The 26,182-nt window shown below is 58.4% G+C and carries 22 protein-coding genes and 1 tRNA gene; 7 read left to right on the top strand and 16 right to left on the bottom strand.

Features of this window, described 5'->3' with window-relative positions:
* Nucleotides 1-163: 163 nt before the first annotated feature.
* On the bottom strand, nucleotides 164-1,447 hold the full coding sequence (locus tag AC2T9U_RS03065) for a M20 metallopeptidase family protein (RefSeq protein WP_115031056.1): 1,284 nt from the start codon (nucleotides 1,445-1,447) through the stop codon (nucleotides 164-166).
* A gap of 498 nt (nucleotides 1,448-1,945) precedes the next feature.
* Between AC2T9U_RS03065 and AC2T9U_RS03060 the strand changes: the two genes are divergently transcribed.
* Nucleotides 1,946-2,209 (top strand): metal-sensitive transcriptional regulator, encoded by a 264-nt coding sequence (locus AC2T9U_RS03060; protein ID WP_028326638.1) that lies wholly within the window; start codon nucleotides 1,946-1,948, stop codon nucleotides 2,207-2,209.
* 49 nt (nucleotides 2,210-2,258) lie between these two features.
* On the opposite strand, the gene AC2T9U_RS03055 is transcribed toward AC2T9U_RS03060, so the two are convergent.
* Entirely contained in the window at nucleotides 2,259-2,624 is a 366-nt protein-coding gene (locus tag AC2T9U_RS03055; RefSeq protein ID WP_493696916.1) for an ArsC/Spx/MgsR family protein, read from the bottom strand.
* Between the two features lie 185 nt (nucleotides 2,625-2,809).
* The gene (mfd, locus tag AC2T9U_RS03050; RefSeq protein WP_493696606.1) at nucleotides 2,810-6,460 is read right to left on the bottom strand and encodes a transcription-repair coupling factor; all 3,651 of its coding nucleotides are present in this window, start codon (nucleotides 6,458-6,460) and stop codon (nucleotides 2,810-2,812) included.
* A gap of 331 nt (nucleotides 6,461-6,791) precedes the next feature.
* Between mfd and AC2T9U_RS03045 the strand changes: the two genes are divergently transcribed.
* From AC2T9U_RS03045 to AC2T9U_RS03030, 4 genes are all read left to right on the top strand, one after another.
* Nucleotides 6,792-8,078: an AMP-binding protein gene (locus AC2T9U_RS03045; protein ID WP_493696605.1), complete on the top strand. Its 1,287-nt coding sequence runs from the start codon at nucleotides 6,792-6,794 to the stop codon at nucleotides 8,076-8,078.
* The gene (gene nadE, locus AC2T9U_RS03040) at nucleotides 8,075-9,022 is read left to right on the top strand and encodes an NAD(+) synthase (RefSeq protein ID WP_258553190.1); all 948 of its coding nucleotides are present in this window, start codon (nucleotides 8,075-8,077) and stop codon (nucleotides 9,020-9,022) included. The genes AC2T9U_RS03045 and nadE overlap by 4 nt, the downstream gene beginning before the upstream one ends.
* A gap of 86 nt (nucleotides 9,023-9,108) precedes the next feature.
* Nucleotides 9,109-9,357, top strand: coding sequence for a hypothetical protein (locus tag AC2T9U_RS03035; protein WP_034400432.1), 249 nt, complete (start codon nucleotides 9,109-9,111; stop codon nucleotides 9,355-9,357).
* 18 nt (nucleotides 9,358-9,375) lie between these two features.
* Nucleotides 9,376-11,244, top strand: coding sequence for an asparagine synthase-related protein (locus AC2T9U_RS03030; protein WP_493696604.1), 1,869 nt, complete (start codon nucleotides 9,376-9,378; stop codon nucleotides 11,242-11,244).
* A 76-nt stretch (nucleotides 11,245-11,320) separates the two neighbouring features.
* Here the strand turns inward: AC2T9U_RS03030 and AC2T9U_RS03025 are convergent, their stop codons facing one another.
* The 9 genes from AC2T9U_RS03025 to AC2T9U_RS02985 form a co-directional block, all read right to left on the bottom strand.
* Nucleotides 11,321-11,479 (bottom strand): zinc transporter permease, encoded by a 159-nt coding sequence (locus AC2T9U_RS03025; protein WP_115031066.1) that lies wholly within the window; start codon nucleotides 11,477-11,479, stop codon nucleotides 11,321-11,323.
* Nucleotides 11,480-11,501: 22 nt separating this feature from the next.
* Nucleotides 11,502-11,780 carry an ArsR/SmtB family transcription factor gene (locus AC2T9U_RS03020; RefSeq protein WP_034400434.1) on the bottom strand — a complete coding sequence of 93 codons (279 nt, stop codon included), beginning with the start codon at nucleotides 11,778-11,780 and terminating at the stop codon, nucleotides 11,502-11,504.
* Between the two features lie 498 nt (nucleotides 11,781-12,278).
* Nucleotides 12,279-13,838, bottom strand: a complete 1,560-nt coding sequence (locus AC2T9U_RS03015; protein WP_341746970.1) for a sugar transferase — start codon at nucleotides 13,836-13,838, stop codon at nucleotides 12,279-12,281.
* 378 nt (nucleotides 13,839-14,216) lie between these two features.
* Nucleotides 14,217-14,810, bottom strand: a complete 594-nt coding sequence (gene pth / locus AC2T9U_RS03010; RefSeq protein ID WP_208303753.1) for an aminoacyl-tRNA hydrolase — start codon at nucleotides 14,808-14,810, stop codon at nucleotides 14,217-14,219.
* Nucleotides 14,811-14,926: 116 nt separating this feature from the next.
* Nucleotides 14,927-15,562: a 50S ribosomal protein L25/general stress protein Ctc gene (locus AC2T9U_RS03005; RefSeq protein ID WP_028326650.1), complete on the bottom strand. Its 636-nt coding sequence runs from the start codon at nucleotides 15,560-15,562 to the stop codon at nucleotides 14,927-14,929.
* 214 nt (nucleotides 15,563-15,776) lie between these two features.
* A complete protein-coding gene (locus tag AC2T9U_RS03000) occupies nucleotides 15,777-16,757 on the bottom strand; it encodes a ribose-phosphate diphosphokinase (protein WP_028326651.1) in 981 nt (326 codons plus the stop codon).
* Nucleotides 16,754-17,860, bottom strand: a complete 1,107-nt coding sequence (glmU, locus tag AC2T9U_RS02995; protein ID WP_115031072.1) for a bifunctional UDP-N-acetylglucosamine diphosphorylase/glucosamine-1-phosphate N-acetyltransferase GlmU — start codon at nucleotides 17,858-17,860, stop codon at nucleotides 16,754-16,756. Before glmU ends, AC2T9U_RS03000 begins: the two co-directional genes overlap by 4 nt.
* A 307-nt stretch (nucleotides 17,861-18,167) precedes the next feature.
* Complete coding sequence (locus AC2T9U_RS02990) at nucleotides 18,168-19,970, bottom strand: BCCT family transporter (RefSeq protein ID WP_279590737.1); 1,803 nt, start codon at nucleotides 19,968-19,970, stop codon at nucleotides 18,168-18,170.
* 182 nt (nucleotides 19,971-20,152) lie between these two features.
* Nucleotides 20,153-20,234 (bottom strand) — tRNA-Gln (locus AC2T9U_RS02985).
* A gap of 156 nt (nucleotides 20,235-20,390) precedes the next feature.
* On the opposite strand from AC2T9U_RS02985, the gene AC2T9U_RS02980 reads away from it, so the two are divergent.
* Together AC2T9U_RS02980 and AC2T9U_RS02975 are read left to right on the top strand one after the other, a co-directional pair.
* Nucleotides 20,391-21,035 carry a TetR/AcrR family transcriptional regulator gene (locus AC2T9U_RS02980; protein WP_208304453.1) on the top strand — a complete coding sequence of 215 codons (645 nt, stop codon included), beginning with the start codon at nucleotides 20,391-20,393 and terminating at the stop codon, nucleotides 21,033-21,035.
* Nucleotides 21,032-21,544 (top strand): MarR family winged helix-turn-helix transcriptional regulator, encoded by a 513-nt coding sequence (locus AC2T9U_RS02975; protein ID WP_115031074.1) that lies wholly within the window; start codon nucleotides 21,032-21,034, stop codon nucleotides 21,542-21,544. Before AC2T9U_RS02980 ends, AC2T9U_RS02975 begins: the two co-directional genes overlap by 4 nt.
* Before the next feature lie 52 nt (nucleotides 21,545-21,596).
* Here the strand turns inward: AC2T9U_RS02975 and AC2T9U_RS02970 are convergent, their stop codons facing one another.
* The 4 genes from AC2T9U_RS02970 to AC2T9U_RS02955 all read right to left on the bottom strand — a co-directional run bounded on the left by AC2T9U_RS02970 (nucleotide 21,597) and on the right by AC2T9U_RS02955 (nucleotide 26,164).
* Complete coding sequence (locus AC2T9U_RS02970) at nucleotides 21,597-23,420, bottom strand: ABC-F family ATP-binding cassette domain-containing protein (RefSeq protein ID WP_493696603.1); 1,824 nt, start codon at nucleotides 23,418-23,420, stop codon at nucleotides 21,597-21,599.
* Nucleotides 23,421-23,431: 11 nt separating this feature from the next.
* Entirely contained in the window at nucleotides 23,432-24,355 is a 924-nt protein-coding gene (locus tag AC2T9U_RS02965) for a 4-(cytidine 5'-diphospho)-2-C-methyl-D-erythritol kinase (protein ID WP_493696602.1), read from the bottom strand.
* Between the two features lie 73 nt (nucleotides 24,356-24,428).
* Entirely contained in the window at nucleotides 24,429-25,343 is a 915-nt protein-coding gene (gene rsmA / locus AC2T9U_RS02960) for a 16S rRNA (adenine(1518)-N(6)/adenine(1519)-N(6))-dimethyltransferase RsmA (protein ID WP_493696601.1), read from the bottom strand.
* Nucleotides 25,340-26,164, bottom strand: coding sequence for a TatD family hydrolase (locus AC2T9U_RS02955; protein ID WP_493696915.1), 825 nt, complete (start codon nucleotides 26,162-26,164; stop codon nucleotides 25,340-25,342). Before AC2T9U_RS02955 ends, rsmA begins: the two co-directional genes overlap by 4 nt.
* Nucleotides 26,165-26,182: the final 18 nt, after the last annotated feature.

The following is a 26,182-nucleotide window of genomic DNA, read 5'->3' as shown; positions in this document are numbered from 1 at the left end:
GCTACTGGTTTGTGGGTGTCCCACTGTTGCGGTGTTCCACGCAACGATCGCCGGATTCGGTTGTGGCGCTGACTACATGTGAGGTGGGCACAGTGTGCTAGGACGCTCTAGGCAGATCAGGTCGTCGGACCGAGAGTGTCCTTAACTTCTCCCACGTGGGGAGTCAGCCTTGTCCTGGCATTAGCTGTCCGGTGAGGTGGTCGCGGGCGCATTCGACCATGAGTTTGACGCCTGTGGCGAGGGTGGCGTCGTCGGCGTAGAAGCGGGGGTTGTGGTTGGGGACGCCGCCGCGGCCGTCTTCGGGGATGTATAGCTCGCCGTTTTCGGTGAATGCGGTGTCTTGTACGCCGAGGCCGATGTAGAGGCCGCCGAATTCTTTGACGAACTCGGAGACGTCGTCGTATCCGAGGGTGGGGGGCGCGGGGATGAGGTTCTGGCTGCCGATGACACGCTCGATGGTCGGCCGGGCCGCTGCTACCCATTCGGGCGTGTTCGTCACCGCTGGGACATCTTGCAGGTACTCGACGTTGACCTGGCAGTTGTTGGCTTTGGCCGCGCCGGCTGCGAGAGTCCGCACCCGTTCCTGCACGTCGCTCATCGTGGCCTCACGGTGCGACCGGATCGTGCCCCACAGCGTCACTCGTTGACCGATGATGTTGAACCGCCCTACGTCCTCGATGTGGCCGATGGTGACGGTGAACGGGTCGAATGCGTCGACTTGGCGGTAGATCTGCCCGATGCCGGTGAGGATTGCTCCGACCGCGGGCATCGGGTCGATTCCTGCCCATGGTGTTGAGCCGTGTACTTGCTCTCCGGTGAGGGTGATTTTCACCAGGCATGATGCGCCGAACTGGTTGCCTTCACGCATGGCCACGACTCCCTTGGGGAAGGGCTGCACGTGCATTCCGAAGGCCATGGTCGGTGAATATTTTTCGAAGATGCCTGACTCGAGCATGCTGCGAGCGCCGCCTTCTTCGTCGATGGGTGGGCCTTCTTCGGCTGGCTGGAAGACGAATAGGACGCGGCCGGGTAGCTGGTCGCGGTGTTTGGCCAGAACTGATGCTGCGCCCATGAGCATTGCGGTGTGGCAGTCGTGTCCGCAGGCGTGGGAGACGGGGAATGGTCCGCCTGGGTAGTGCTCGTCGATGACGGTGGAGGCGAAGTCGACACCGGATTCGTCGGGGACGGGTAGTGCGTCGATGTCGGCTCTCAGCAGGATGGTGCGTTCCCCTTCTTGTCCGCCGTTGAGTACGCCGACGATGCCGTGTCCAGCGATGTCGGTGTGAATCTCATCTAAGTCCAGGGTCTGCAGGTGGTCGACGATGTACTTGGCTGTGTTTACTTCACGGTTCGATAGTTCTGGGTTGGCGTGAATGTGGTGGCGCCATGCGATGACGTCTTCAGCGATGGCGTCGACTGCTGCGCTTAGATCCGACGGTGTCTTCATGAGTCTCCTTGGGGGCAAGTTCAGCGGCGCGTATGCGCTGTTGCTGAACGGTTTGAGGCCGCAAGACCGAGACGGAGCCGCGGGCTCCTACGTGTGCCGCATGAGCCACGGCGTCGATCGTTCTCTCAGGATGCCACCGGGGTTTTCCGTTTCTGACTGGGGAGGGATCTAAGTCAATTATTCCGGTCTCTACCTGCGCTTTTTATGAGCGATTGATGTGGACATTGCCTTTTCAGATGGGGGGTAGCTCATGGGTGTCTTAGTTTTTGGTGAGCGAGCACTTAGGTAGCGCATCGGGGTGAGTAGCTCAGTTTGGGTGTTTGTTGCTGTTTCAGGTGTCACTTTGCTGTCAGTACGGGCAGCAGTTTTATTGCGCGTCTTTTAGGACGATGACTACTCAAGTCAGCGCGACGGCTGCGAGGCATCTACATTCGATACCCGTTGGGGTACTTTGCAGTGGTACTGGTGTCACTTCTATTGCATCTGTTAGGGGTTGTTTTGATCCTCGAACCTGCTGAATTGGACCCTGCTCTTAAGCGCCTGCGTCGGGCTCATGGTCAGCTCGCTGCGGTGATCCGCATGATTGAAGAGGGTCGAGACTGCAAAGACATCGTGACTCAGTTGTCTGCATGCAGTAGCGCTCTTGACCGGGCAGGGTTCACCATCATCACCACTGGGTTACAGAAATGTATGAGCCAAGAAAACCCTGACCGTGAAGCTGATTTCGCCGCCTTAGAGAAGCTTTTCCTCTCCCTGGCCTGACTGTTTCGTTGTTTTGTTGGTGGCGTTGCTTTTTGCTCAGGTGCTCAGATCAAGCCTGTGTAATTTCGGTGATGAATGCGGGTACGCGGTCTTTGGGGCGTCCGATGATTGCTCGGTTAGCGGCAATGAGGACGGGTCGTTGCATGAGGGCGGGGTGTTTGGCGATGAGGGCGGCGACTTTTTGGGCAGTGTCGATGTCATTGTCGGTTAGACCGAGTTGGGTGAAGGTGTTGTCGCGGCGGATGAGGTTGGCGGGTGCGTCTTCGAGTTTGTTGAGGAGGTCTAGGGCGTCTTGCTCGTTGAGTGGTGTGTCGAGGTAGCGGATGATGTCGTGTTTGATGCTGGCGTTTTCTAGTTCTGTGAGTGCGGCGCGGGATGTGGAGCAGCGGGGGTTGTGCAGGATCGTGATTTCCATAGTCACGTCTTTACCTTGATGTTGTTGATTGGTTCAAGGATGTGTTTGGCGGTTGGCGGTAGTAAAGACCAAACGTGAGGTTGGGTATCGCCTAGTTTTGTCCAGGCTGGGTGCGTGGGCTGTGTGTTGTGTGGTTTTGCTGCCCTGTGAGGTTGCCTGGGTTGTTTTCACAGGGCAGCGGTGGTTTAGCGGCTGGTGGGGGCGTCGAGGAAGATTTGCTGGATGAGTTCGGTGGTCCAGGCGAGGATTTCTTTGTTTTTGAGGGGTGTTCCTCCGATGGGTGCGGTCATGGGGCGTCGGACGAGGATTTGTCGGACGGCTGCTTTGATGGTGGTGCCTTTGTACATGCGGGTGAGGCGGAGTTGTTGGCTGTCTTTGAGGTCGACAGGGCCGAATCGGATCATGTTGCCTTGGATGCCGATGTCGCTGATTCCGGCGCGTTTGGCGACGGTGCGGAGTTTGGCGACTTCGATGAGGTTGGCTACGGGTTCGGGGTAGGGGCCGTAGCGGTCGACGATTTCTTCGATGAGTGCGGTGAGTTCGGCATCGTCGGTGACGGCGGCGAGGCGTTTGTAGGCTTCGAGGCGTAGGCGTTCTTCGGCGACGTAGTTGTGGGGTATGTGGGCGTCGACGGGTAGTTCGATTTTGACTTCGCGGGGGGCTTCGTCCATTTCGCCGGTTTTGAATTCGGCGACTGCTTCGCCGACGAGTCTGACGTAAAGGTCGAATCCGACGCCGTCGATGTGTCCGGCTTGTTCGCCGCCGAGGAGGTTTCCGGCTCCTCGCATTTCGAGGTCTTTCATGGCTACTTGCATGCCGGCGCCGAGGTCGGTGTTTGCGGCGATGGTGGCGAGTCGGTCGTGGGCGGTTTCGGTGAGGGGTTTGCCGGTGGGGTACATGAAGTAGGCGTAGGCGCGTTCGCGGCCTCGTCCGACGCGTCCGCGGAGTTGGTGAAGTTGGGAGAGTCCGAAGTTGTCGGCGCGGTCGAGGATGAGTGTGTTGGCGTTGGAGATGTCGAGTCCGGTTTCGACGATGGTGGTGCAGACGAGGACGTCGAATTCTTTTTCCCAGAAGTCGACGACAACTTTTTCTAGTCGTGTTTCGCCCATTTGGCCGTGGGCGGTTTCGACTCTGGCTTCAGGGACGAGTTCGCGGATGTGGGCTGCGACTTTTTCGATGTCGGAGACTTTGTTGTGGACGTAGAAGACTTGGCCTTCTCGGAGGAGTTCACGGCGGATGGCTGCGGCGACTTGTTTGTCGTTGTAGGGGCCGACGAAGGTGAGCACGGGGTGGCGTTCTTCGGGTGGGGTGGCGAGGGTGCTCATTTCGCGGATTCCGGTGACGGCCATTTCGAGGGTGCGTGGGATAGGGGTGGCGGACATGGCTAGGACGTCGACGTTGGTGCGCATGGCTTTGAGTTGTTCTTTGTGTTCGACGCCGAAGCGTTGTTCTTCGTCGATGATGACGAGGCCGAGGTCTTTGAAGCGCACGGTGGAGGACAGGAGGCGGTGGGTGCCGATGACGAGGTCGACTTTTCCGTCGGCGAGTCCGGCGATGGTTTCGTCGGACTCTTTTTTGTTTTGGAACCGGGAGAGCGCTTTGACGTTGACGGGGAATTGGGCGTAGCGCTCGGTGAAGGTTTGGAAGTGTTGTTGGACTAGGAGTGTGGTGGGGACGAGGACGGCGACTTGTTTGCCGTCCTGGATAGCCTTGAAGGCGGCGCGGACTGCGATTTCGGTTTTTCCGTAGCCGACGTCGCCGGAGATGAGACGGTCCATGGGTATTTCTTTTTCCATGTCGTCTTTGACTTCGTCGATGCTGGAGAGTTGGTCGGGGGTTTCGACGTAGGCGAAGGCGTCTTCGAGTTCGCGTTGCCAGGGGGTGTCTGGGCCGAAGGCGTGGCCTTTGGTTGCCATGCGGGCGCTGTAGAGGCGGACGAGTTCTCCGGCGATTTGTTTGACGTGTTTTTTGGCGCGGGTTTTGGTTTTGTTCCAGTCTGAGCCGCCGAGTTTGTTGAGGTTGGGGGCGTCGTTACCGACGTAGGCGGTGACTTGGTCGAGTTGGTCGGTGGGGACGAAGAGTCGGTCTGCGGGGCCGCCGCGTTTGCTGGGTGCGTATTCGATGAGGAGGTATTCGCGGGTTGCGCCTTGGACGGTGCGTTGGGTCATTTCGATGAATCGTCCGACGCCGTGTTGTTCGTGGACGACGTGGTCTCCGGGTTTGAGGGAGAGGGGGTCGACTTGGCGGCGGCGTCGGGAGGGCATTTTGCGCATGTCTTTGGTGGTGCCGCCGGTGGTGCGGCGCCCTTTGCCGCTGATGAGGTCGGCTTCGCTGACAATGGCGATGCCGGCGCTGGGGGCGATGAATCCTTCGGTGATGTCTGCTTTGGTGACGTGGACCAGGCCGGTGCGGTTGTCGGTGCCGGAGGCGTCAGTGTGGACGGGGATGTCTGCGTTGGTAAGGACTTCGGAGAGCCGTTCGGCCAGGCCTTTGCCTGCGGTGGTGACGACGACGAGTTTGTTTTCGTGGGTCCAGGTGGCGAGGTCGGTTGTGGCTTTGGGGATGTCGCCGTGGTAGTCGGGGGTTTCGTGGGTGTCGATGCGTAGGTAGGTGGTGTTGGCGTCGTCGCCGAAGTTGTCGTCGGGGTGAGTGGTGGCGGTGTCGGGGTCGGCGGTGAAGGAGGTGAGGGTCCACCAGGGGATTCCGGCGTGGTCTGCTGCGGATCGGGTTTCGCCCAGGGAGTGGTAGCTGGCTTGGTTGAGAACGCCGCGTAGATCGATGGGTGCCTCAGCTCCTCCGGATGCTGATGACCAGCTGGCGTCGAGGAATTCTTCGCTGGTGGCGACGAGGTCGTGGGCGCGGGTGCGTATTTTTTCGGGGTCGAGGAGGAGTATGTGGGCGCCGCCGACGCGGTGGAGGACGTCGAGGAATGTTTCCATGCCGTCGACGAGGGCGGGGGTGAGGGATTCCATGCCTTCGACGCCGATGCCCTGGGAGATTTTTTCGACCATGTCGGTGATGCCGGGAAGTTTGTTGGCTAGGTCTAGGGCGCGTTGTTTGACGGTGTCGGTTAGGAGGAGTTCGCGGCAGGGTGGTGCCCACAGGTGGGCGGGGACCATGCCTGCTTTGATGGCGGCGGGGCGGGCTGCGTGGCTGACGGCGGGGAAGCTGCGTTGGTCGGCGACTTTGAAGTAGCGCAGGTCTTCGATTTCGTCGCCGAAGAATTCGATGCGGATGGGGTGTTGTTCGGTGGGTGGGAAGACGTCGAGGACGCCTCCGCGGACTGCGAATTCGCCGCGTCGTTCGACGAGGTCGGTGCGGGTGTAGGCGGCAGAGGTGAGGGCGTCAACGACGTCAGTGAGGGAGCGTTCTTCTCCCCACTGGAGGTAGACGGGGGCGAGGTTGGCTAGGCCGGTGGCGATGGGTTGCAGAAGAGATCGGATGGGAACGATGACGATGTCGATGGGGCCGTGGGGGCCGTCGGGATCGGGGTTTTCGAGGCGGCGCAGTACGGATAGTCGGGTGCCTACAGTGTCGCTGCGGGGGCTGAGTCGTTCATGGGGAAGGGTTTCCCAGCTGGGGAATTGGGTGATGGATGCGTTGGGCAGGTAGGCGTGGAGGGCGTCGTTGAGGTCGTTGGCTGCGCGGGTGGTTGCAGTGACGGCTACGAGTGGACCGGTGCGCTCGGGCGTGCGTGCGAGGGCGGCGAGGAAGGCGGGGCGGGCGCCGGGGGCGATGGTGATGTCAACGAAGGGTTCACCTTGGGTGAGCGCTTCGAGTGCTTGGGTGACTCCTCGGTCTCGGCGGAGGTGGTCTACGACGGCGGTGAGGGTCATGTGTGGGGGCTCCATCGCGGTGGTGTGGTGGCGTGGGGGCGGTTTGTGTTGTCTTTAACGATAGGTCGCTCGGGTGTGGGGTTCGAGGCGGTGGCTTGTGTTGGTCAGGATGTGGGGGTGGGGTGGGGTGTTTGCGTGGCTGATTTTTGTAGCTTTCCCCTCTCTCATATGTCACATGTATTTACATTTTTCCTTGCGTGTCAGAGTTACCCGTAAGTAGCGTGTTTTTCCGACCACCCACACTCATATGCCGCCAACTTTTCAGTGGATACAGTTGAAGGAACAACGGAACGCAACCCGTTGCTTTTCTGGGGGGAACATCATGGGGCTCATGCGGGAAGATACGGCTACACCGGTACGCCACACTGAGGCGGAAATATCGATGGCGCTATCCAACTATGCCCGCGAATTCACCACAGGCGGCTCGGTTTTGGTGCGCCCTATTGAGGCTTACGAGGGGCTAGATCGCGTGACGAACTGCCTGCGAAGCCAATCTCAAAAACCCCTTTTTATTACAGATCTTTCTTCTCATCAGCAGCACTTAGATTCGACGGTGGGCTCACCTGAAAAGGGCGAGCAGGCATTGCCACCCCTGGAGTCTCTGGTGGCGTTTCACACATCCGGTTCAACGGGCTCCCCCTCTTGCGTGGTGTACAAGAAGGAAACTCTCATTGAGCATGCCCGCACGATCGCTTCTTCTTTAGCTTTGAGTGATTCACAGATTTACGTGGCCTTGCCTCCGCCACGGTTCGCTTATGGCCTGTCAATCGTTGATTCGCATTTGGTCTCTGGCGTTCCGGTGACATTCACAGATGCGACGTGGGGACTGCCTGGCCTGAAGGATGCGGTAGCGCAGGCTGACGCTGAGGTACCGGATCAGGTGCGAGACATCGCGATTTATGCACTGCCTCAGCACATGCCGTTGTTACTTTCGGCAGATGTGGATCCGCAGCGTGTAACGCGAGTTTTTGTTGCTGGTGGTCGCATTTCAGGGACAAGCGTGGCCCGCCTTGCGGAGCATTTTCCGCGAATGCGGCTGACCAATATGTATGGGCAGGCCGAGATGGGGCCACGGATTTCTATGTGGGAAGGCAACCCTGCTGATTTTGTTGAGGGCATGGTGGGCTCGGCGTTGCCGGGCGTGAGAATGCGCGTGGCTTTTAAAGAGCACGAGGATGCTGGCGAGGTAGGGCGCTTGGTGGTCGCGAGCAAGTTCGCGATGGATAGGGTTCTGCGAGCGCCGTATACGTCGGTGGTTGCTGGTCCTGGTGCTGAAGAGGTGGTGACTTCGGATGTGGCGGTGGTGGCTGCAGATGGGTCGGTGCGGCATGCAGGGCGGGCCGATTCGGTTTTGAATGTGGCGGGGACGAAGGTGGATCTTCGGCGGGTGTCTGAGATTGTCACTGCGGTGGCGCAGCCGCTGGTTCTGAAAATTCGTAGCAGGCCGGGCACGGTTTCAGGAGATGACATTCCTGTCGTCGAGATTGTTCCTGGTCCTGAGACTCCTGAGCGGGCGGGTCCGATCCGTCGCGCTCTTCATTCCGAATTCGGCAAGCTTGCGGGCTTGTTCGATATCAGGTTCGTTCGCGAACTGACGCTCAAGGAGAGTGGCAAGTGAGTTCCAATCTGCAGGATCGCCTCGACTGGATCGTGGGGCAGCTCGGTGAGATGAGTAAAAAGGGTGCCCTGGTGCAGTTGTCTGGTGGAGTGGATTCCAGCACAGTGCTGCATTTGGCTGCGCGGGCTTTGGGTGCAGATCGGGTGAAGGCGTTGTATCTGCCAGATCGTGCAACTGGCCCAGAGACGAAGCGGTATGTGCAGGAGGCTGCGCAGAGCGCGGGGGTGGAGCTTATTGAGCGTTCTATCGCTGAGACGATTGAGGCGCAGTTCAGTCAGGATGAGGTCGCGGACATTATCCGCAAGTATGAGCCAGATTATGACCCGCAGACGCAGGCATATGCGGTGAATGCCTCGCCGACTATGGCGCGCCGTCTGGGTGCTTTGGTTTACCAGGTGGTGATTGGTCCGCGTAATGGTAAGGCGGAGAAGACGCTGCGGATGAGCGCGGATGATTTGCGCGCGATTATTGCGTACCAGAACCGTAAGCAGCGTACTCGTATGTTGTTTGCGTATGCGGAGGCTGAGCGACTCAACTATGCGGTTGTTGGTGCCAGTAATGGTGATGAGCTGCGTAGTGGTTTTGTGGTCAAGTACGGGGACGACGCTGCCGATATTTGCGCGATTGGTGACTGCACGAAGGAAGAGGTGTACGAGCTGGCGCGTGAGTTGGGTGTGCCGCAGTCAATTATTGACCGCACTCCCACGACGGATACGTACGCGTTGGAGCAGTCTCAGGAGGATTACTACTACGCGCTGCCGGCTGGGGTTTTGACAGCTGTTGTGACCATGTCTGATGCGGATTTGGCTGATGATGCGTCGTTGCAGCCGTTGGTGGACGAGTTGCCGGGGTGGTCGGTGGCTTCACTGCGTCAGGCTGCTGTGGGACTGCGTGCTTCGTTGCGTTACCTGCAGATTCGTAGTCGGGTGTGGGATCACTCCTGATCGGCTGAGTTTTCCCTAGGGCTGGGTTCTGGCTCTGGGGGTTTTGATCGATGTTTTCGGTTTGCGTAAAAGAAAGTGATTGATTGATGAGCGAGAAGAAGCCCTGGAGCGAGGTCGAGGCCGACCTCATGGACAACGTTTTTTATGCACACGATGAGCAGGCTGTTCGTGACTCGAGTGACCTTGCTGAGGATGGCTTGCTCGATTCGTTGTCCATTGTGGTGATTTTGGAGACGTTCGCAGATGCGGGCGTGGACGAAGAGGCTCTTGAGCAGGCGCAGGCCACAGACTTCCGTAATTTGGAGGTCATGAAGGCTGCTTACGAGCGGCTCTGACGTATGTGCGGTTTTGCATTGGCCGTCCGCGACGCAGCTGCTGAAGTGGTTCCAAGCCCTGGTGTTGATGCAGCGTTGTCGCGCCGGGGTCCGGACACGACGGCACGTCACGTCGAGGGCGGCCTGGCTGCTGTGAGCACGCGTTTGATCCACTGGGAGGAGGGCGCATCGCAGCAGCCGTTGCTCACTGAAGACGGCGGGATGGCTGTTTTTAATGGTGAGTTGTTTAACTTGTCTGAGTTGCAGGATGTGCTTGGACTGCCTGGCGCCAGTGAGATCGAGGTGTTGCTGGCGGGGATTCGAGCTGAGGGTCCGGAGTTCGCTCGGCGTATTGATGGCCAGTTCGCGGCTGTGGTGCGAGTGGGGGCTGGCGCTCCGGTGTTGGCGTTGCGGGACCGGTTTGGGATTTCGCCGTTGTATGTGATGCGGCGGGATGGTGCGACGTACTTGGCATCTGCTTTGGAGGCGTTGTCAGAGATTTCTGGCGGCTTTTCCGGTGGTGTAGATGGTTTGGATGTGTCGGGGGTTGCTTCGATTCTTCATGATTGGGCGCCGACGCATGGTCGTACTCCGTTCGCTGGTGTTGATCAGGTGATGCCGGGGCAGGTTGTGCAGTTGCAGGGTGATGCGCCTGTGCGTCGGTGGATGTGGGCTGATCACCGTGCGGCAGCTGTGCCTTCGGCGCGTATCGGGGCAGTGCATGAGGCGGTGACTGCTCAGGGGCAGGAACTTGATGCTTCGCCTTTGTCTGAGGCTGATCTTGCTGAATTTGAGCAATTGATGCGGAATTCGGTGGCTGCTCGGATGAGGTCCACGAGTGAGATAGTGGCGCTTATTTCCGGTGGTATTGACTCCACGATCATTGCCACGCTTGCTCATGATGAGGGGGCGCGTACTGGGTTGGCTTTGTTCTTGGAGGGCGATGAGGTTGTGCGCGGCCGCCAGGTCGAGGTTGCCGAGGCTATTGGCTACGACCTGGTTCATCACATGCTGCGTCCTCGTGCTGCGGTGACATTGCTTGAGGAGTATGTGCGTACTCGTCGGGTTCCGTTGATGCGGATGGGCCCGATAGGCATGATGAGTTTGGCTCGTAGGGCGGCAAGTGAGGGTATCCGCGGGGTGCTTTCTGGTGAGGGTGCTGATGAGTTGTTCGCAGGCTACGACTCTTACCGCATCTTGGCTGCTCGGGCGGGTGCTTTTGGTGATCCGAAACGTTTGCCGTGGGATGAGTTTGGTGAGCCTGAGTTTGGTGGCGATCGTGGTCCGCGCTGGGCGAGGTCATATTGGCGTGCAGTGATCGCACTGTCGAGCAGTGCGGGTAGTCGTCGCGCTGACATTATGAAACCGGTGGCGGAGTTGTTTGCCCCGCAGTTGCGGACGGCTTTTGATGCTGCTGCCGCGTTGCCGGAGGGTTTTGGGTTAGAGGATCGTCGTCAGATTGATCTGCGGGATTTGCTTGGCTCGTATCTTTTGAGTGTCCAGGGTGATCACGCCTGGATGGAGGAGGGTGTGGAGCTTCGCCCTGCGTATTTGGCGACACCGGTTGCGCGGTATGCGTTGCGTCGGGATCCAGCTTCGTTTGTGTCAATCCGAGATGGGAAGCTACCGGTTCGATCTTTGTTGCGTCGTCTTGCGGTGCAGCGCCCCGCGATAGCTGGGTTGGGTTTCCCAAAGTCTGCTTTCCGAGTGGATGCCTCGTTTGTGTTACGTGATGCTGAGGCGACTGCGCATATGCGTCGTTTGGTGACGCAGTGTCCGGATGCATTGCTTAATACCGATGGGGTTGTTGATCGGTTTGATCGTGCGGTGGGTGCTGGCACGTGTTCGGAGTCGGAGTCAATGGTGTTTTTGTTGGCTGCGAGTTTGGGTGTGCTTGACGCGGATTGAACGCGGTGTACGCACAAAGATGTGGCCTTTCTCGTATCTACGAGAAAGGCCACATCTTTTACGGATGAGACTGTTCTCAGTGCTCGTCGTAGTGGTCTTCGTGCTCGGCGTGCTTGTGGCCGTCGTGAAGGTAGTCCACGTGGTCGTCATGTTTGACGGCTTCGTGGCCACAGTCTTCACCGTGCTTGTGCTCGGCGATGGTGTGGTGAACCTGGTGCTTCTGGTCGTCGGTCATGGCTGCCTCCTGGTGGGGGTGATCACTCTTCTTGGACGTGCTCGAGCGCGTCGGCAAGGACATGCCCGATATGTTCATCGCTCACGGAATAGATCACCTCGCGCCCCTCTCGCGCGGCTGTGACGAGACCCGCTTCTCGCAGGGTGCGCAGGTGCTGTGAGGCCATCGGCTGGGACAGATCTACTGCCTCGGTAATTTCCCCGACGGAGCGGGGCTTTTCCAGGAGGACGACCATGATGTGGAGTCTTGCCTGGTGACCGAGTGCTTTGAATAAGTCCGCGGCACGATCGATGTGCTTCATTCCGTGTTGCCTTTCCAGCCTGACACACATATTTAAATATTGCAATGTATCTATCCGTTGCTGTTGGTTCAGCTCTGACGCGATCTAGTCCGCCATCGATGCGTGAACGCAAAGCCTGCAGAGATCCACGGCGACACCCATATAAGGAATGTTTCTACCCCGCAGAGGCATTCGTATTCCGCATCCGCAGGCAGCTCAACCTGCCAAGGTTGTGCAGGTGAACCCCACCCACATCGAATCGTCGTGACATCTGAGATACATGTCATGCATTCACATCAATCCGGACCCACAGAATGCAGCCATGTCTTCATCAGAACATGCTTGTTCCACGAAGTAGCAGCACAATAGCTGGCTGCTTAAAAACCAGGGCAACCGGGATAGACCGCCGAGTACCTGTCACCACGCCGTGACCACAACCGACGACATACAGGATGCCTCGTGCCGCCCGAACCACGCCGCTAACGCGGCTACAAGCGCACAGAAGCTCCTGCCACCAAGCTAGTAAGCGCCGCTGCTGGTAAACACCGCTGAAAAGGTGCGGAACAAGATATGCAAGTCACCCATCGGTGACCAGTTATCGACGTACCGAAGATCAAGCCGCAATGACTCTTCCCAAGACAGGTCAGAACGGCCGCTTACCTGCCACAACCCTGTCATTCCAGGCTTAACATGCAGTCGTCGCAACGCATCGGGTTCATACTGCTCTACCTCGCGAGCCAATGGCGGCCGCGGCCCTACCAGCGACATATCGCCAATAAGAACGTTAATGAGCTGCGGTAACTCATCAAGGGAGTATCGGCGAAGGAAATGACCAATCTTCGTGATGCGAGGGTCATCCTTCATCTTGAACAGCACACCATTGCCGTCGCTACGCGCTTCCAGGGCTTCGAGCCGTTTCTCAGCATCGACGACCATCGTGCGGAATTTGAAAATCCAAAAAAACTTGCCCCGCACTCCCACCCGCTGCTGCCGGAAAAACACCGGCCCAGGGTCACTGACTTTGATCGCAACCGCAATCGCAACCATCAACGGAGACAGCAGGAACAGCAAAAGAGCCGCCAAACTGCAGTCCATAAGCCCTTTAAGAATTGCTGAGCGTCGCGCAGCCGCCGGACGTTCAATGTGAAGCAAGGAAAGGTTTGTCGAGGGCCGGATAGACAAACGCGGGCCAGCAACATCGAGCAATCCAGGCGAGACAATCAGCTCAATGCCGCGTTCTTCCAGTGCCCACGCCAACCGCCGCAAGGATTTTCCAGCCAAATCTGGGTGGCTTGCCACTACCACCACCTCAGCGTCATACAAATCAGCAGCAGCAAGTGCATCACGTGGACGCCCCATCACCGGGACACCTTCCAATGAAGTTGTCGTGTCCCACTCAGCGTCGAATCCAGTAGCACATACCGCAACCGGCCGAAGACCTTGCCCCGGCTCAGATTTAATAGAGCGAATGAGATTAGCTGCAGCGTCAGCGCGCCCCACAACAATCGTGCGCTGCATCAGTTCACCAACGCGTCGATGACGTACAAGCCAACGACGCATCACCCAACGAGCAGCTAATCCACCAGCAAACAACAGCGGCAACATAAGGAAAACCCACATGCGTGCCAATGGATAATTGCTCGCGAATGCACCGATTGCCAGCACCGACAGCAAGCCGACCGTGGCGCGCCCCACCGACCGATACTCTTCGGTACTCACCCCGAGGAACCGCCGCTCGTATGCGTTTGCCATCACCAATGCGAGTACCCATACGAACGGAATCGCAACAGTCGCCATCCAATAGCCAGTTGTGACTTCCGAGCCAAACCGCGTGACCGATGCTGCCACTGCGCCAGCAGCACCAATCACGAAGTCACCTGCAACCAAGCGCAATAAATACGCACGAGCCCACTCGCCACCGGGAGCATGTGCGGGGGTATTAACCGGGCCTAAAGACGGCGCAAACGGGATGTCGGATTCGTCGCGCAGTACGAGGCGAGCGGTCTCGCCCTCGGTCTTCGCCGAAGTCCGGCGACCGGACCGATGCCACCCCCTGGTTGATCGGTTCTCGACAGTCACTTCTTGTTCTCTCCACATGTTGAGGAACTGGGTTCGAAAAATAGGCACACAGCTGTGCGCACACGATCCGACACTGCCCCCGACGTCATGTGCGTCTCCCCTGACAGCCCCGCAGGCCGATAGTGCGATATCGCATCATCGACCATTGCTCCCCCAGAGCTTTGTAGCGCCAATTTTCTCATGCGGTGTGGGGCCGTGTCCCTGTTGAAAGAATTCGGCTACCACTTCCACGGTAATCTCCTCGGCAACTCAATTGCCTAATCTTGTGCCACCTTTGCAGAATTCTTGAGTTTCGCGCAGCAGACTCTCCGCGAGCAGATAAAGCATCCATACAAATTACTGATCCTCGACACCTTGCTCAGATGCCGAGGACCTGCGTTACGAAGCGGCGTGAAAAACCTGCTGAGTTGCTACAACTCCGCGTTCAGCGAGCATTTCCACGGCATCTGCAGCACGCGCAACCATGACTTCTGCCTCAACTTTTTCTGAAGAACTGAAGTTCTTCAGAACATAGTCAGCCGGATCCTGCCTGCCTGGGGGGCGCCCCACACCTACTCGCACACGCACGTAATCCTTACTACCTACCGCAGCACTAATAGATCGCAAGCCATTGTGTCCCCCCTCTCCCCCACCCTTTTTGATGCGCACATCACCGAAAGGAATATCTAGTTCGTCATGCACGACGATCAAGTGCTCAAGCGGGATGGAGTAGTACTGCAGCAAGGCACTGACTGGCCCACCCGAGAGGTTCATAAATGACATTGGTTGACCCAAAACAGCCTTAGGCCCCGGTGCTCCACCTGCCGCCACCCCTAAACGCACATCCGCCACATGCGCACGAGCTTTGTGCCGCTTGAGGTTCGCGTGCGAACGCGCAGCTAATTCTGCGATCACCATTGCACCGGCATTGTGCCGATTGCCGGCATATTGCGTACCCGGATTACCGAGTCCCACCACAAGAAAAGCGTCCATTCTCACAGGCTACGGGCCCACCTCTGGGAGAAAGAAAGCGCGGGGGTGAAGCACCTTGGTGCCTCACCCCCGCGCTCGATATGAAGCGCATGCACGCTAGAACGCTGACAACAGGGTCACTCCTGCTTGTCGTCCTCAGCGGCTTCGGGCTCGTCTTTCTCGATACCAGCTTCGGCTTCGGCCTCTTCGAGCTCGGCCTCGAGCTGCTCAGCGGTGGTGGCAGCGGTGACGTTGACAACGAGGGTCTCAGCGTCGGTCTCAAGCTCAACGCCTGCGGGCAGCTTGATGTCCTTAGCGAAGATCTGGGTGCCAACGGCAGCGTCAGTCACGTCGATCTCCACGTTTTCGGGGATGTCCGTGGCCGGAGCGAGAACGGTGAGGGTGTTGGCGTCAAGGTCAACGTAGGTCTCCGGTGCAGCTTCACCGGTGACAGTGATGGACACGTCAACGGAAACCTTCTCACCCTTCTTTACGCGAACGAGGTCAACGTGAACGATCTCGGGACGGATCGGGAAACGCTGGATGTCTTTGACCAGGCAGAGGTGCTCCTGGCCGTCAAGCACAACGGTCAACAAAGCGTTAGCGGTCTTGGTGGCCATCATGGTGTCGTGCCCGGGGAGGACAACGTGCACCGGGGCTTCGCCGCCGCCGTAGATCACGGCGGGGATTTTGCTAGCACGACGGATGGAACGGGCAGCGCCTTTACCGAACTGGCTGCGAGCTTCAGCCTCAATACGAATGCTGTCGGACATGGTGTCTCCTGACTGTGGTCAATGATGGACAGATCTCGACAAGACACGGGAAAGTCCACACATACAGCAGGGACACCGCGTCGATAACGGCCAGCCAGGACGCACCTCTCCGATCCCGCGCCGTTCTGCCCAATGTGTTGGGTGGACGGTGGGAGATCGGAGCTGCACGTCACCAGCGGCCCTCGCCGAGGTAACTACACGAGTTTAGGGGTTCTCAGCCCTCTACCTCAAACAGGCTGGTAACTGACCCATCCTCAAAAACTTCACGGATAGCTTGGCTGACCAGCGGCGCAATAGACAACACTGTGAGCTTGTCGAAACGACGTTCTGCAGGAATGGGCAAGGTGTTGGTCACAATCACCTCGCGTGCCACGCTCGCCTTGAGACGTTCAATGGCCGGGTCCGAGAAAATACCATGTGTAGCAGCAATAACCACACCCGCCGCGCCGTGCTCCATCAGCGCCGCAGCGGCCTGACAGATCGTGCCACCGGAATCGATCATGTCATCGACAAGAATGCACAGACGTCCCTCAACCTCACCAACAACGCGGTTGGCATGTGACTGGTTCGGGCGCGTGATGTCGCGTGTTTTGTGAATGAACGCCAACGGTGCACCACCAAGCTTCTTACTCCACTGTTCAGCAACCTTGATACGCCCAGCATCGGGACTGACAATCGCAAGGTTCTCGTGCCCGTAACGCTCAAAAACATAGTCAGACAGCATCGGCATAGCCTGCAGGTGGTCGACCGGACCATTGAAGAAACCCTGCGTCTGCGCGGTGTGCAAATCAACACAAATAAGGCGGTCAGCACCCGCAGCTTTAAACAGGTCTGCCATCAGACGAGCCGAAATAGGTTCACGGCCACGGTGCTTCTTGTCTTGACGGGCGTAGCCATAGAACGGCACCACCGCAGTGATGCGTTTAGCCGAAGCGCGCTTCAACGCATCGATCATGATGAGGTGCTCCATGATCCATTTGTTGATAGGAGCGGTGTGGCTCTGCACAACAAAAGCATCCGAGCCACGGACTGACTCATCAAACCGAACGTAGATTTCCGAGTTGGCGAACTCGTACGCGGTAGTTGGCACGAGATCGATGTCCAGGCAGTCAGCAATCTCTTCAGCGAGCTCGGGGTGAGATCGCCCCGACATCACCAACAGGTTTTTCTGGTTGGGACGCGTCATCGCGTTCATCGACAATTCTCCTGCTGATCTGTGATGTGTGGGTGGGTGGTGAAAGAAGTGATGGCTGTGCCGTCCGGGATGTCACTGCCTGCACGAATCTGGACATAAGGCCCAACTGTCACGGCAGAACCAATGGTGGCAGCGTCGATCTCGCAACGGCGCACGTGGGTACCGTCACCGACTGCCGAGTCACTGATGGTTGCTTCTGGACCGACGGTTGCATCTGCCCCGATGGTTGTTTCCCCTAGCAGTTGCACATTCGGGCGAATGATCGTGTCCACGCCGATAACGACATCAACATCGATCCATGTGCTGGCGGGGTCAATGATGGTCACGCCCTGACGCATCCACTTTTCGCAGACACGTCGGTTGAGCTCTGCACCCATGCGTGCGAGCTGCACCCGGTCGTTGACCCCTTCGGTCTGCCACAAATCATCAATGACATGGGCTGCGACGCGACGACCACGGTCCCTGGCAATGGCGAGCACGTCGGTGAGGTATTTCTCGCCTTGCGCGTTATCTGTGCCTACCTGACTCAAAGCAGAGCGCAATAGCTCACCGTCAAAGGCATAAATGCCGGAGTTGATTTCCGTGATGAGTGCTTGCTCAGCGGTGGCATCTTTTTGCTCGACGATGCCGGTGACAGCCCCGGTCTCATCACGCAGAATCCGTCCATAACCGTGCGGGTCAGGAACATGAGCTGTCATCACCGTGACGCCGTTACCGTTCGTCTCATGCTCAGCAACGAGCGCAGCGAGGGTTTCGCTGGCCAGCATCGGCACATCCCCGTAGGTGACAACGACTGTGCCTGATAGGTCAGCCGGAAGTTTTTCCAGACCGCATTCAGCGGCCCGACCGGTGCCTTTAACCTCATCCTGATCAGCAACAACAGCCTGCGGAGCCACCTGCGATACGTGCGCAGCCACAAGCTCACGCTTGTGGCGAACAACTACAGCAAGATGCTCAGGTTCAAGCCCCTCAGCTGCCTTAATCGCGTGACCGAGGAGCGTACGCCCACCGATGGCATGCAAGACCTTGGGGACTGCGGACTTCATACGGGTGCCCTCGCCCGCAGCGAGGACAACAACAGCGGCGGGCCGGTGGATGGTCACGATCAGTTCGTCTCCGGGAGGCTGAAGCGGCTTGTGGGCAGTGCCATAGCGAGCAAAAGATCAACGCTGCACGCATATAGCGTCCACGACCGTGCACGCATCGAGCGATCTGCTGCGGCCGTGATCCGATCGCAACAATACTCGTCCGTACGTGTCTGCGGTGTCCTGAGAACCTCCACACGACTTCCGACAGCGAAATATCGCGAGCGAACACTAAGAAATTCGTTCACAAATGCGTGGGCACCTGTGACACGCCAGTGGGGGCCCTGCATACACCATGCAAGACCCCACTCAGACGCCAGTCACATCAGCGACTACGGCGCTGCTGCTGCTTTTGCTTAGCGCGGCGACGGCGTTCCTCACGCTCGTCCGCTTCACGGTGTAGACGCCGCTCCAGAGCAAGCTGACGTCCAAACCGCTCACGCTCACGCAGATCCAGATAAATCACATCGCGCTGAAGTCCCTTAACAATCGCGAACATCAACCCCACGATCACAAACAGGAAGGGGGTCGAGGCCACAATCGTGACGCTCTGCACGCTGTTAAGCGCATCGTCACCACCAGCAAGAAGCAAGGTGATTCCAACCAATGCAGTGAGCAGGCCCCACAGTGCAGAAAGCCAGGGCGATGCATCGCCACGACCGTTCTGGGACATCGACCCCATCACTGTGGACGCAGAATCAGCCGACGTGATGAAGAACGTGGCAAGCAGCAAAATCGCAACAAACCCAGCCGCAGTACCCCCAGGGAACTGGTGCAGAAGATTGAACAACTGCTGCTCAGCATTCCCATCGCCGTAGATCGACTTTCCGGTCTGCTCCATGACGATGGCTGTGCCACCAAAAATCGCGAACCAGACTGTTGAAAGTCCCGCAGGAACAAGCATCACACCCAAGCAGAACTCTTTAATGGTTCGACCACGCGAAATACGCGCAAGGAACATACCAACGAAAGGTGACCAGCTAATCCACCACGCCCAGTAAAAGATTGACCACGAGGATAGCCATTTACCGGCGGTGCCATTTGCAGAAGCTGCTGTTCGACTTGCCATCTCGAAAAATTGGCTCAAATACGAACCAATCGACCCTGGTAGCAAGTTGAGTTGGGTCACTGTCGGCCCAAAAGCGAAAACAAAGAGGGCAAGCACAGCAGCAAGAATCATGTTGATGTTCGAGAGGATTTGAATCCCCCGCCCCACGCCGGAAAACGCAGACATCATGAACGCCAAAGTGAGAATCGCCACGATCGTGACAATGAGGCCATTACCTGGGTTGTGAACCAACCCTGAGGCCTCAAGACCAGCACGAATCTGCAATGCTCCCAATCCAAGCGAACAAGCAGTACCGAACACTGTCGCAAAGATCGACAGAATGTCGATGCAGCGACCAAACAGCCCGTTTGCGTGCTTCTCCCCCACTAGCGGAGTAAAAGCCGCTGAGATGAGCTGCTTACGCCCCACTCGGTACGTGGAGTAAGCGATGGCCAAACCAACAATCGCGTAGACCGCCCACGGATGCAGCGTCCAGTGGAACATCGCCGTGGCCATAGCGGTCCCGACCTCTTGCTTAGCGTGCCCTGGGACGCCATCGCGATAGAAAGACAACGGTTCAGAAGCTCCGTAGAACATCAGACCGATACCCATACCCGCCGCGAACATCATCGCGATCCATGAACTCGTGCGGAACTCCGGCTGTTCATCCATCGACCCAAGACGAATGTTACCGAAACGCCCAAAGGCAATGGTGAGCACGAAAGCCACGAACACCGTGCCGAAGAACACGAAGGCCCATCCCAGGTTGTCTAGAACCCAAGAAAACGCAACCTTCGCAGCAGCCGAGAACGTATCACCTGACAACAAACCCCACGCAACCACGATCGCAATAAGCACCGAGGCAGGGATGATCACGCTGTAGTCAATTGGTGCATCAGCACGCTCAGACTCAAGCTCGACCGGCTTTTCACGCAGGTCTTCTGGTGTTAATTCACGGTCGCTCGAGAGGATTGTGGCGAGTTCCTGCATAGCACTCGTCGTCGGCCCCACGAACTGGCCTTTATCTTCGCCGACGGGATCCGGGGCATCAGCTGATGGCGGATTTTCTTTATCGGTCATACAAGTGAAACTACCGAGGAAAACGCACCACACCCAACAAGCGAGTACGGATAACACATATTTCGCGTCGCCTGATTCAGTGAAAATAAATAACTTCGCAGAGACGAATACCGCTGACGCACATACACGTCACCGGCGGAAACACAACCATTCCAGAAGGACAGAAGTTAATGCGCAATAAATGGTTCCCCGGGTAGGAATCGAACCTACGTCGCTTGTCCTGATTCAAAGTCAGGCGGGCCCTACCAGCAGACCAACCGGGGAGCGGTCTCGTGTGAAACCGCCCCTAGCCTACGCCACATCTGAGCATGTGCGAACCAACATGGGCACCACGGCTCGTCAAGAACCACGCATCACCAGCAAATTGGCACAATAAGATCCGTGCCTCCTGAACGCCCCACACGCCCCTTCCGTAACCGCATGACCGGCAAAGAACGCCGTGAACAGCTCATCGGCATCGGTCGCGCCCTCTTCGCCGACCACGGATTCGAAGGCACCACAGTCGAAGAAATTGCTTCTCGCGCAAACGTCAGCAAACCTGTCGTCTACGAACACTTCGGCGGAAAAGAAGGACTTTACGCCGTCGTCGTCGACCGAGAAATCCGCGCCCTCCTCGACGCCATCACCACCGCCCTCACCACCCCCGACATGGGTTCCCGTGCCCTCATCGAACTCGCTGCCCTGGCCCTGCTCGACTACATCGATACCTCAACCGACGGGTTCCGCATCCTCGTCCGCGACTCCCCCACCGGACAATCCACCGGATCCTTCGCCTCACTCATCTCCGATGTCGCCAGCCAAGTCGAACATCTCCTCGCAGCAAAATTCCGCTCCGCAGGTCTAGACCCCCGCATGGCCCCCATGTACGCCCAAATGCTCGTCGGCATGGTTGCCCTCACCGGCCAATGGTGGCTCGACAACGGAAAATTCAAAAAAGAAGACGTCGCCACCCACATCATCAACCTTGCCTGGAACGGCATGACCGGACTCGAACCCGACCCCACCTTGACCGTCCACGTCCGAGAACACCGACGCACCCCCGACACCACGGACCACCAATCGTGACCCCCCAAGACCCCCCATCTGCCCACTACGACGAAGTCGACCGCATCGTCGCAGCATGGGAACGAGAACTACCCAACCTCGACGCCACCCCTTTGCACGTCCTCTCACGAATCTCACGCTTAAGCCGACACTTAGAATTCGCGCGCCGCAGCGCATTCGAAGCCAACAACCTCGAACCTTGGGAATTCGACGTCCTCTCCGCACTGCGCCGCGCAGGATCCCCTTTTGAAATGTCCCCGGGAGAACTCGTCCACGACACCCTTTCCACCAGCGGCACCATGACAAACCGCATCGCCCGACTAGAAAAACGCGGACTCGTCACCCGCCACCGCGACCCTCACGACGGCCGAAGCATGCGCATCCGCTTGACCACCGCCGGCAAAAACGCAGCCGAAAACACCCTCACCGCCCTCATCGACCGCGAAAACGACCTCCTAGCCGCACTGGGCAACACCGAACGCAACGAACTCATCAACCACCTACGCCACATGCTGCTCAGCTTCGACTAACCCACTCACGTGCGGCGGCCACCCCACCCAGACAGCCGCCACACAACACCCCTCACTGCACCAACTCAGAAACCTCCAACCACCGCTCCTCCAAACTCAACTCCTCGTCCTCCAACACACGCAGCGCTGAAGCGAGCTCACCCAACGCCCCCATATCGGTAGCCTTTACCGCCATCTGGGCGTGAATCTTTTCCTTCTCCTGCGCAATACGCCCCAAACGACGCTCAATCTTGCTCATTTCCTTACGGATCTCCCGCGCTTGAGCACCCGAAACCGCAGGAACAGCCTCCGCCACCTCAACCGGAACAGCCGCACGCTGCGCACGCCCAGCCCCAGAACGCTCCATCTCCTCCCGACGACGCAGATACTCCTCCACACCACCAGGCAAATCCCTGATCTTTCCATCGCCGTACAGCGCCACCTGACTGTCGGTAACCCGCTCCAACAAATACCGGTCATGGCTCACCACAAGAAGCGTCCCGACCCACCCATCAAGGAGATCTTCCAAACTGGTCAACGTCTCGATATCCAGATCATTCGTCGGCTCATCAAGAATCAGAACATTCGGCTCCGTCATCAACAAGCGCGTCAACTGCAACCGCCGCCGCTCACCACCAGACAGCTCCCCCACCCGATCACGCTGCCGCGTAGGACTAAACCCAAGCCGCTGCGCAAGCTGACTAGCGCTGATCTCCTTATCACCCAACCGGATGTACTGCCGCACCTCAGCAACAGCCTCAACCACACGCGCATCAGCTAACCGATCCAGCTCACGTACCTCCTGGCTGAGATACCCGAACACCACCGTCTTACCCTGCTTACGCTTACCGCCATCAAGCGGCACATCCCCACTGACCACACGCATCAACGTGGACTTACCCGCACCATTAACACCAACAATGCCGATACGCGCCCCCGGCGCTAACCGCCACGTGACGTTATCCAGAATCGGGCGACCACCAAACCCCAACGAGGCGTTCTCCACATCGACCACGTCTTTGCCCAGACGCGTAGTAGCAAAACGCGTCAACTTCACCTCATCACGAGGCGGCGGCTCATCAGCAATCAACTCCGAAGCCGCATCAAGCCGAAACTTCGGCTTACTCGTACGGGCAGGGGCGCCCCGCCTCAACCAAGCAAGTTCCTTACGCAGCAGGTTGTCACGTTTCTGGGCAGCCACCGCAGCCGCCCGCTCCCGCTCAGCCTTACTCAACACAAAAGCCGCATAACCACCCTCATAAATATCGACATGACCACCCACCACCTCCCACGTCATCGTGCTCACCGCATCAAGGAACCAGCGATCGTGTGTCACCACAACCAATGCCGACCCCGAACGAGGACGATGCACCGCAAGATGATTAGCCAGCCAAGCCACACCCTCCACATCAAGGTGGTTAGTCGGCTCATCCAACAGCAACAAATCCGGATCCGCGACAAGAAGACGCGCAAGCGCCAACCTGCGCCGCTCACCACCAGACATCGGCCCCACCACGGCATCCCACCCACCCATGGCTGCCGCATCCAAACCACCCAACAGCCCTACAAGCACATCCCGGATACGCCCGCTGCTGGCCCACTCATGCTCAGGCAAGTCACCAAGAACAACATCACGGACCGTGGCCTGAGGGTCCAGAACATCAGCCTGATCAAGCATCCCAACAGTCAAGTCGTTGTTGCGCGTAATACGACCAGAGTCAACAGCAAGCTTGCCAGCAATGACCCGCATCAATGTCGATTTACCGCCACCATTGCGCCCCACCACCCCGATGCGATCCCCATCAAGAATCCCCAGAGAAACATCATCGAGAAGCACCTGAAGACCAAGCGTGACAGATGCTTTCTCCACCGAAACAAGATTCGAAGGCTGATTCATGTGTGCGAGTTTCACTCTCCTGCAATGAGATGGGCGCCGTGAACCGGGCCAGATGCGCGCAGCACCTCAGCCCCAACACCAGCGGAAGTAAGGGCATGGGTAAGCTCACGCGCATGCCCAAGATCACGGGCAAGGAACACAACCGTGGGACCAGACCCAGAAACAAAACCAACGAGCGCGCCAGCCTGACGCCCCGCATCAATAACACCAGCCAAATCAGGCCGTAAAGAAAGCGCAGCTTCTTCCATATCGTTATGCACCGCAGCCGCCAAAGCGTCCGCATCTCCCGCACGCAACGCAGCCGCGAGCGCCTCTGAAGGCGCTGGCGCAGGAATCTGCCGGTCACCGCGAATACGGTCAAGCTCGCCGAACACCGACGGTGTCGAAAGCCCCTCCTGGCTGACCACGAAAACCCACTCGTAGCTGCCCTCGCTGAGCACCGGGACAACGTTCTCGCCCCGCCCGGACCCGATCGCTGTCCCGCCAACAAGTGCGAAGTTAACGTCACTGCCTAACTCCGCCGCAAGGACGTGCAGAGCCTCATCTTCAAGACCGCAGCACCACAGCGCATTCGCACCGATGAGGGCAGCGGCCGCATCCGCGGATCCGCCAGCCATCCCCGCAGCCACGGGGATACGCTTGTCGATAACGATGCGGCAGGCTGCTTCCACCTCGGCATACTCAGCAACCCGCTGCGCAGCCCGCAGCGCAAGATTGTCCGCCGGCTCACCTACCAGCTGGGCATACGGTCCTCTTACCTCCACTGACCATTCATCGGCATCGATCAGTGTGACCTCGTCAAACACCCCAACGGCATGAAACGTAGTCGATAAATCGTGGTACCCGTCATCGCGGCGCGGCCCCACAATCAACTCCAGATTGATCTTGGCTGGGACCCGCACTGTCACACTCGTGGGAGTGGGGTTCGGCTGCATACACCAACCCTACGTGTTCACCGCTACCTACCCTGCCCGGCGCATCAACGCCACATCGCTAAGGCGAAGAACATCACTGTGCGGCTATCTTCGCTTGAGCGATCCGCGTGAAGTCTTCGATCGTGAGGCGTTCACCACGCGTGGTGGGGGCAATCCCGGCCGCACGCAAAAACGCCTCTGAAGAAGCCGTTCCACCGGCCCACGGCGCCAGCGCACCCCGCAAGGCCTTACGGCGCTGCGCGAAAGCGGCGTCGATACAGGCGAACACCTCTGAACGTGGCACGTCCGTGATCACAGGCTCCTGACGCACTACCTCAACCAGCCCAGACTCCACACGCGGAGCGGGCCAAAACACGTTCTTTCCCACAGTGCCAGCAAGCCGGGCTGTGCCGTACCAGGCTGTTTTCACGCTGGGCACGCCATAGACCTTGGATCCCGGCGCAGCCGAGAGACGCTCAGCAACCTCCAACTGCACCATCACAAGCACGCGCTTGATGCTCGGGAACCGCTCGAGAAAATTGAGCAGCACGGGCACCGAAACGTTGTAGGGCAAGTTCGCAACCAGAGCTGTCGGTTGCGGCTGCGGTAATTCAGTGACACGCATCGCATCGGCTTGCACCAGCCGCAAAGCATGCGCTCGTGAAGGCGCGAAGCGTTCCACCGTGCCAGGAAGAGCTTCAGCAAGGAGAGGGTCAATCTCTACCGCCGTCACCGAATCCACATGTTCCAGCAGCGCCAGAGTCAACGACCCAAGACCTGGCCCAATCTCAACCACCACATCATCGGCCCCCACTCCCGCAGTCGCCACGATCCGGCGAACAGTGTTCCCGTCGATGACGAAATTCTGTCCTAGCTGTTTGGTGGGGTTAATTCCCACTGCCGAGGCAAGTTCACGAATAGCGCCAGCACCAAGTAGCTGTACCCCCTCGTGGGTGGGGATATTTCCCGCTCCAGCGGTGCCATCTGCTCCCGGATGTCCGCCGCTCATGCGATCTCCTCCCACGGCCCGTACAGCCGTTCTGCGTTCGCTGCTGTGACCTCACACACCTCAGCCGTGCTGGCCCCCAACACCTCGGCAATAGTGCGCACCGTGAAAGGCATGAGCGAGGGCGCGTTCGTGGCGCCACGGTTTGGTGTTGGGGTCAAATACGGGGCGTCAGTCTCGACAAGAATCTGTTCTAACGGCACAACCGCTAGAGCTTGTCGCAGTTCATGGGCATTCTTAAATGTGATTGTTCCGGCAAATGACAGGTAATACCCTCGCGCTACGCACTCCCGGGCCATCTGAACGTCACCAGAAAAGCAGTGGAACACCGTCACATCTGGGGCGCCTTCCTGGGCGAGAACACGCAGCACGTCTTCATGCGCGTCTCGGTCATGGATCTGCATTGGCTTGCCCACGCGTTTAGCGATAGCGATGTGCTCACGGAAAGAACGTTGCTGTGCCTGAATGCCTTCAGGGCCAGTACGGAAGTAGTCCAGACCGGTCTCTCCGACTGCACGAACACGCTGGTGGCGAGCTAGTTGCTCAATCCGTTCTAGCGACGTCTCGAGCGTGCCCGCTTGAGCCAAAATGGGTGCCTCATTGGGGTGCAGAGCAACTGCTGCAACCAGCGCAGGATGCTCCTGCGCCAGCTGCACCGCAGCTTGCGAATCAGCTAACGAGCAGCCGACGTGGACAACCCGATCCACGCCGAAGCGGGCAGCTTCGGCGAGGATTTCCTCCACCGCGCGAGGGCTCTGCCCCTCGCGCGCCATGTCGAGATGGCAGTGGTTATCCACCACAGGTATTGGCAAGGGGTCGGGCATCTTCACTGGGCGAGATGC

This window comes from Dermatophilus sp. B7861-1, assembly GCF_058996045.1.
Note: the sequence above shows the minus strand (reverse complement) of the source record. Positions and strands in the feature narration are given on the sequence as shown.

Coding starts and splice junctions, on each gene's coding strand:
- AC2T9U_RS03065 (WP_115031056.1), bottom strand. CDS start 1,447: ATGAAGACACCGTCGGATCTAAGCGCAGCAGTCGACGCCATCGCTGAA.
- AC2T9U_RS03055 (WP_493696916.1), bottom strand. CDS start 2,624: ATGGAAATCACGATCCTGCACAACCCCCGCTGCTCCACATCCCGCGCC.
- mfd (WP_493696606.1), bottom strand. CDS start 6,460: ATGACCCTCACCGCCGTCGTAGACCACCTCCGCCGAGACCGAGGAGTC.
- AC2T9U_RS03045 (WP_493696605.1), top strand. CDS start 6,792: ATGCGGGAAGATACGGCTACACCGGTACGCCACACTGAGGCGGAAATA.
- AC2T9U_RS03035 (WP_034400432.1), top strand. CDS start 9,109: ATGAGCGAGAAGAAGCCCTGGAGCGAGGTCGAGGCCGACCTCATGGAC.
- AC2T9U_RS03025 (WP_115031066.1), bottom strand. CDS start 11,479: ATGACCGACGACCAGAAGCACCAGGTTCACCACACCATCGCCGAGCAC.
- AC2T9U_RS03020 (WP_034400434.1), bottom strand. CDS start 11,780: ATGAAGCACATCGATCGTGCCGCGGACTTATTCAAAGCACTCGGTCAC.
- pth (WP_208303753.1), bottom strand. CDS start 14,810: ATGGACGCTTTTCTTGTGGTGGGACTCGGTAATCCGGGTACGCAATAT.
- AC2T9U_RS03005 (WP_028326650.1), bottom strand. CDS start 15,562: ATGTCCGACAGCATTCGTATTGAGGCTGAAGCTCGCAGCCAGTTCGGT.
- AC2T9U_RS03000 (WP_028326651.1), bottom strand. CDS start 16,757: ATGAACGCGATGACGCGTCCCAACCAGAAAAACCTGTTGGTGATGTCG.
- AC2T9U_RS02990 (WP_279590737.1), bottom strand. CDS start 19,970: ATGACCGATAAAGAAAATCCGCCATCAGCTGATGCCCCGGATCCCGTC.
- AC2T9U_RS02980 (WP_208304453.1), top strand. CDS start 20,391: ATGACCGGCAAAGAACGCCGTGAACAGCTCATCGGCATCGGTCGCGCC.
- AC2T9U_RS02970 (WP_493696603.1), bottom strand. CDS start 23,420: ATGAATCAGCCTTCGAATCTTGTTTCGGTGGAGAAAGCATCTGTCACG.
- AC2T9U_RS02965 (WP_493696602.1), bottom strand. CDS start 24,355: ATGCAGCCGAACCCCACTCCCACGAGTGTGACAGTGCGGGTCCCAGCC.
- rsmA (WP_493696601.1), bottom strand. CDS start 25,343: ATGAGCGGCGGACATCCGGGAGCAGATGGCACCGCTGGAGCGGGAAAT.
- AC2T9U_RS02955 (WP_493696915.1), bottom strand. CDS start 26,164: ATGCCCGACCCCTTGCCAATACCTGTGGTGGATAACCACTGCCATCTC.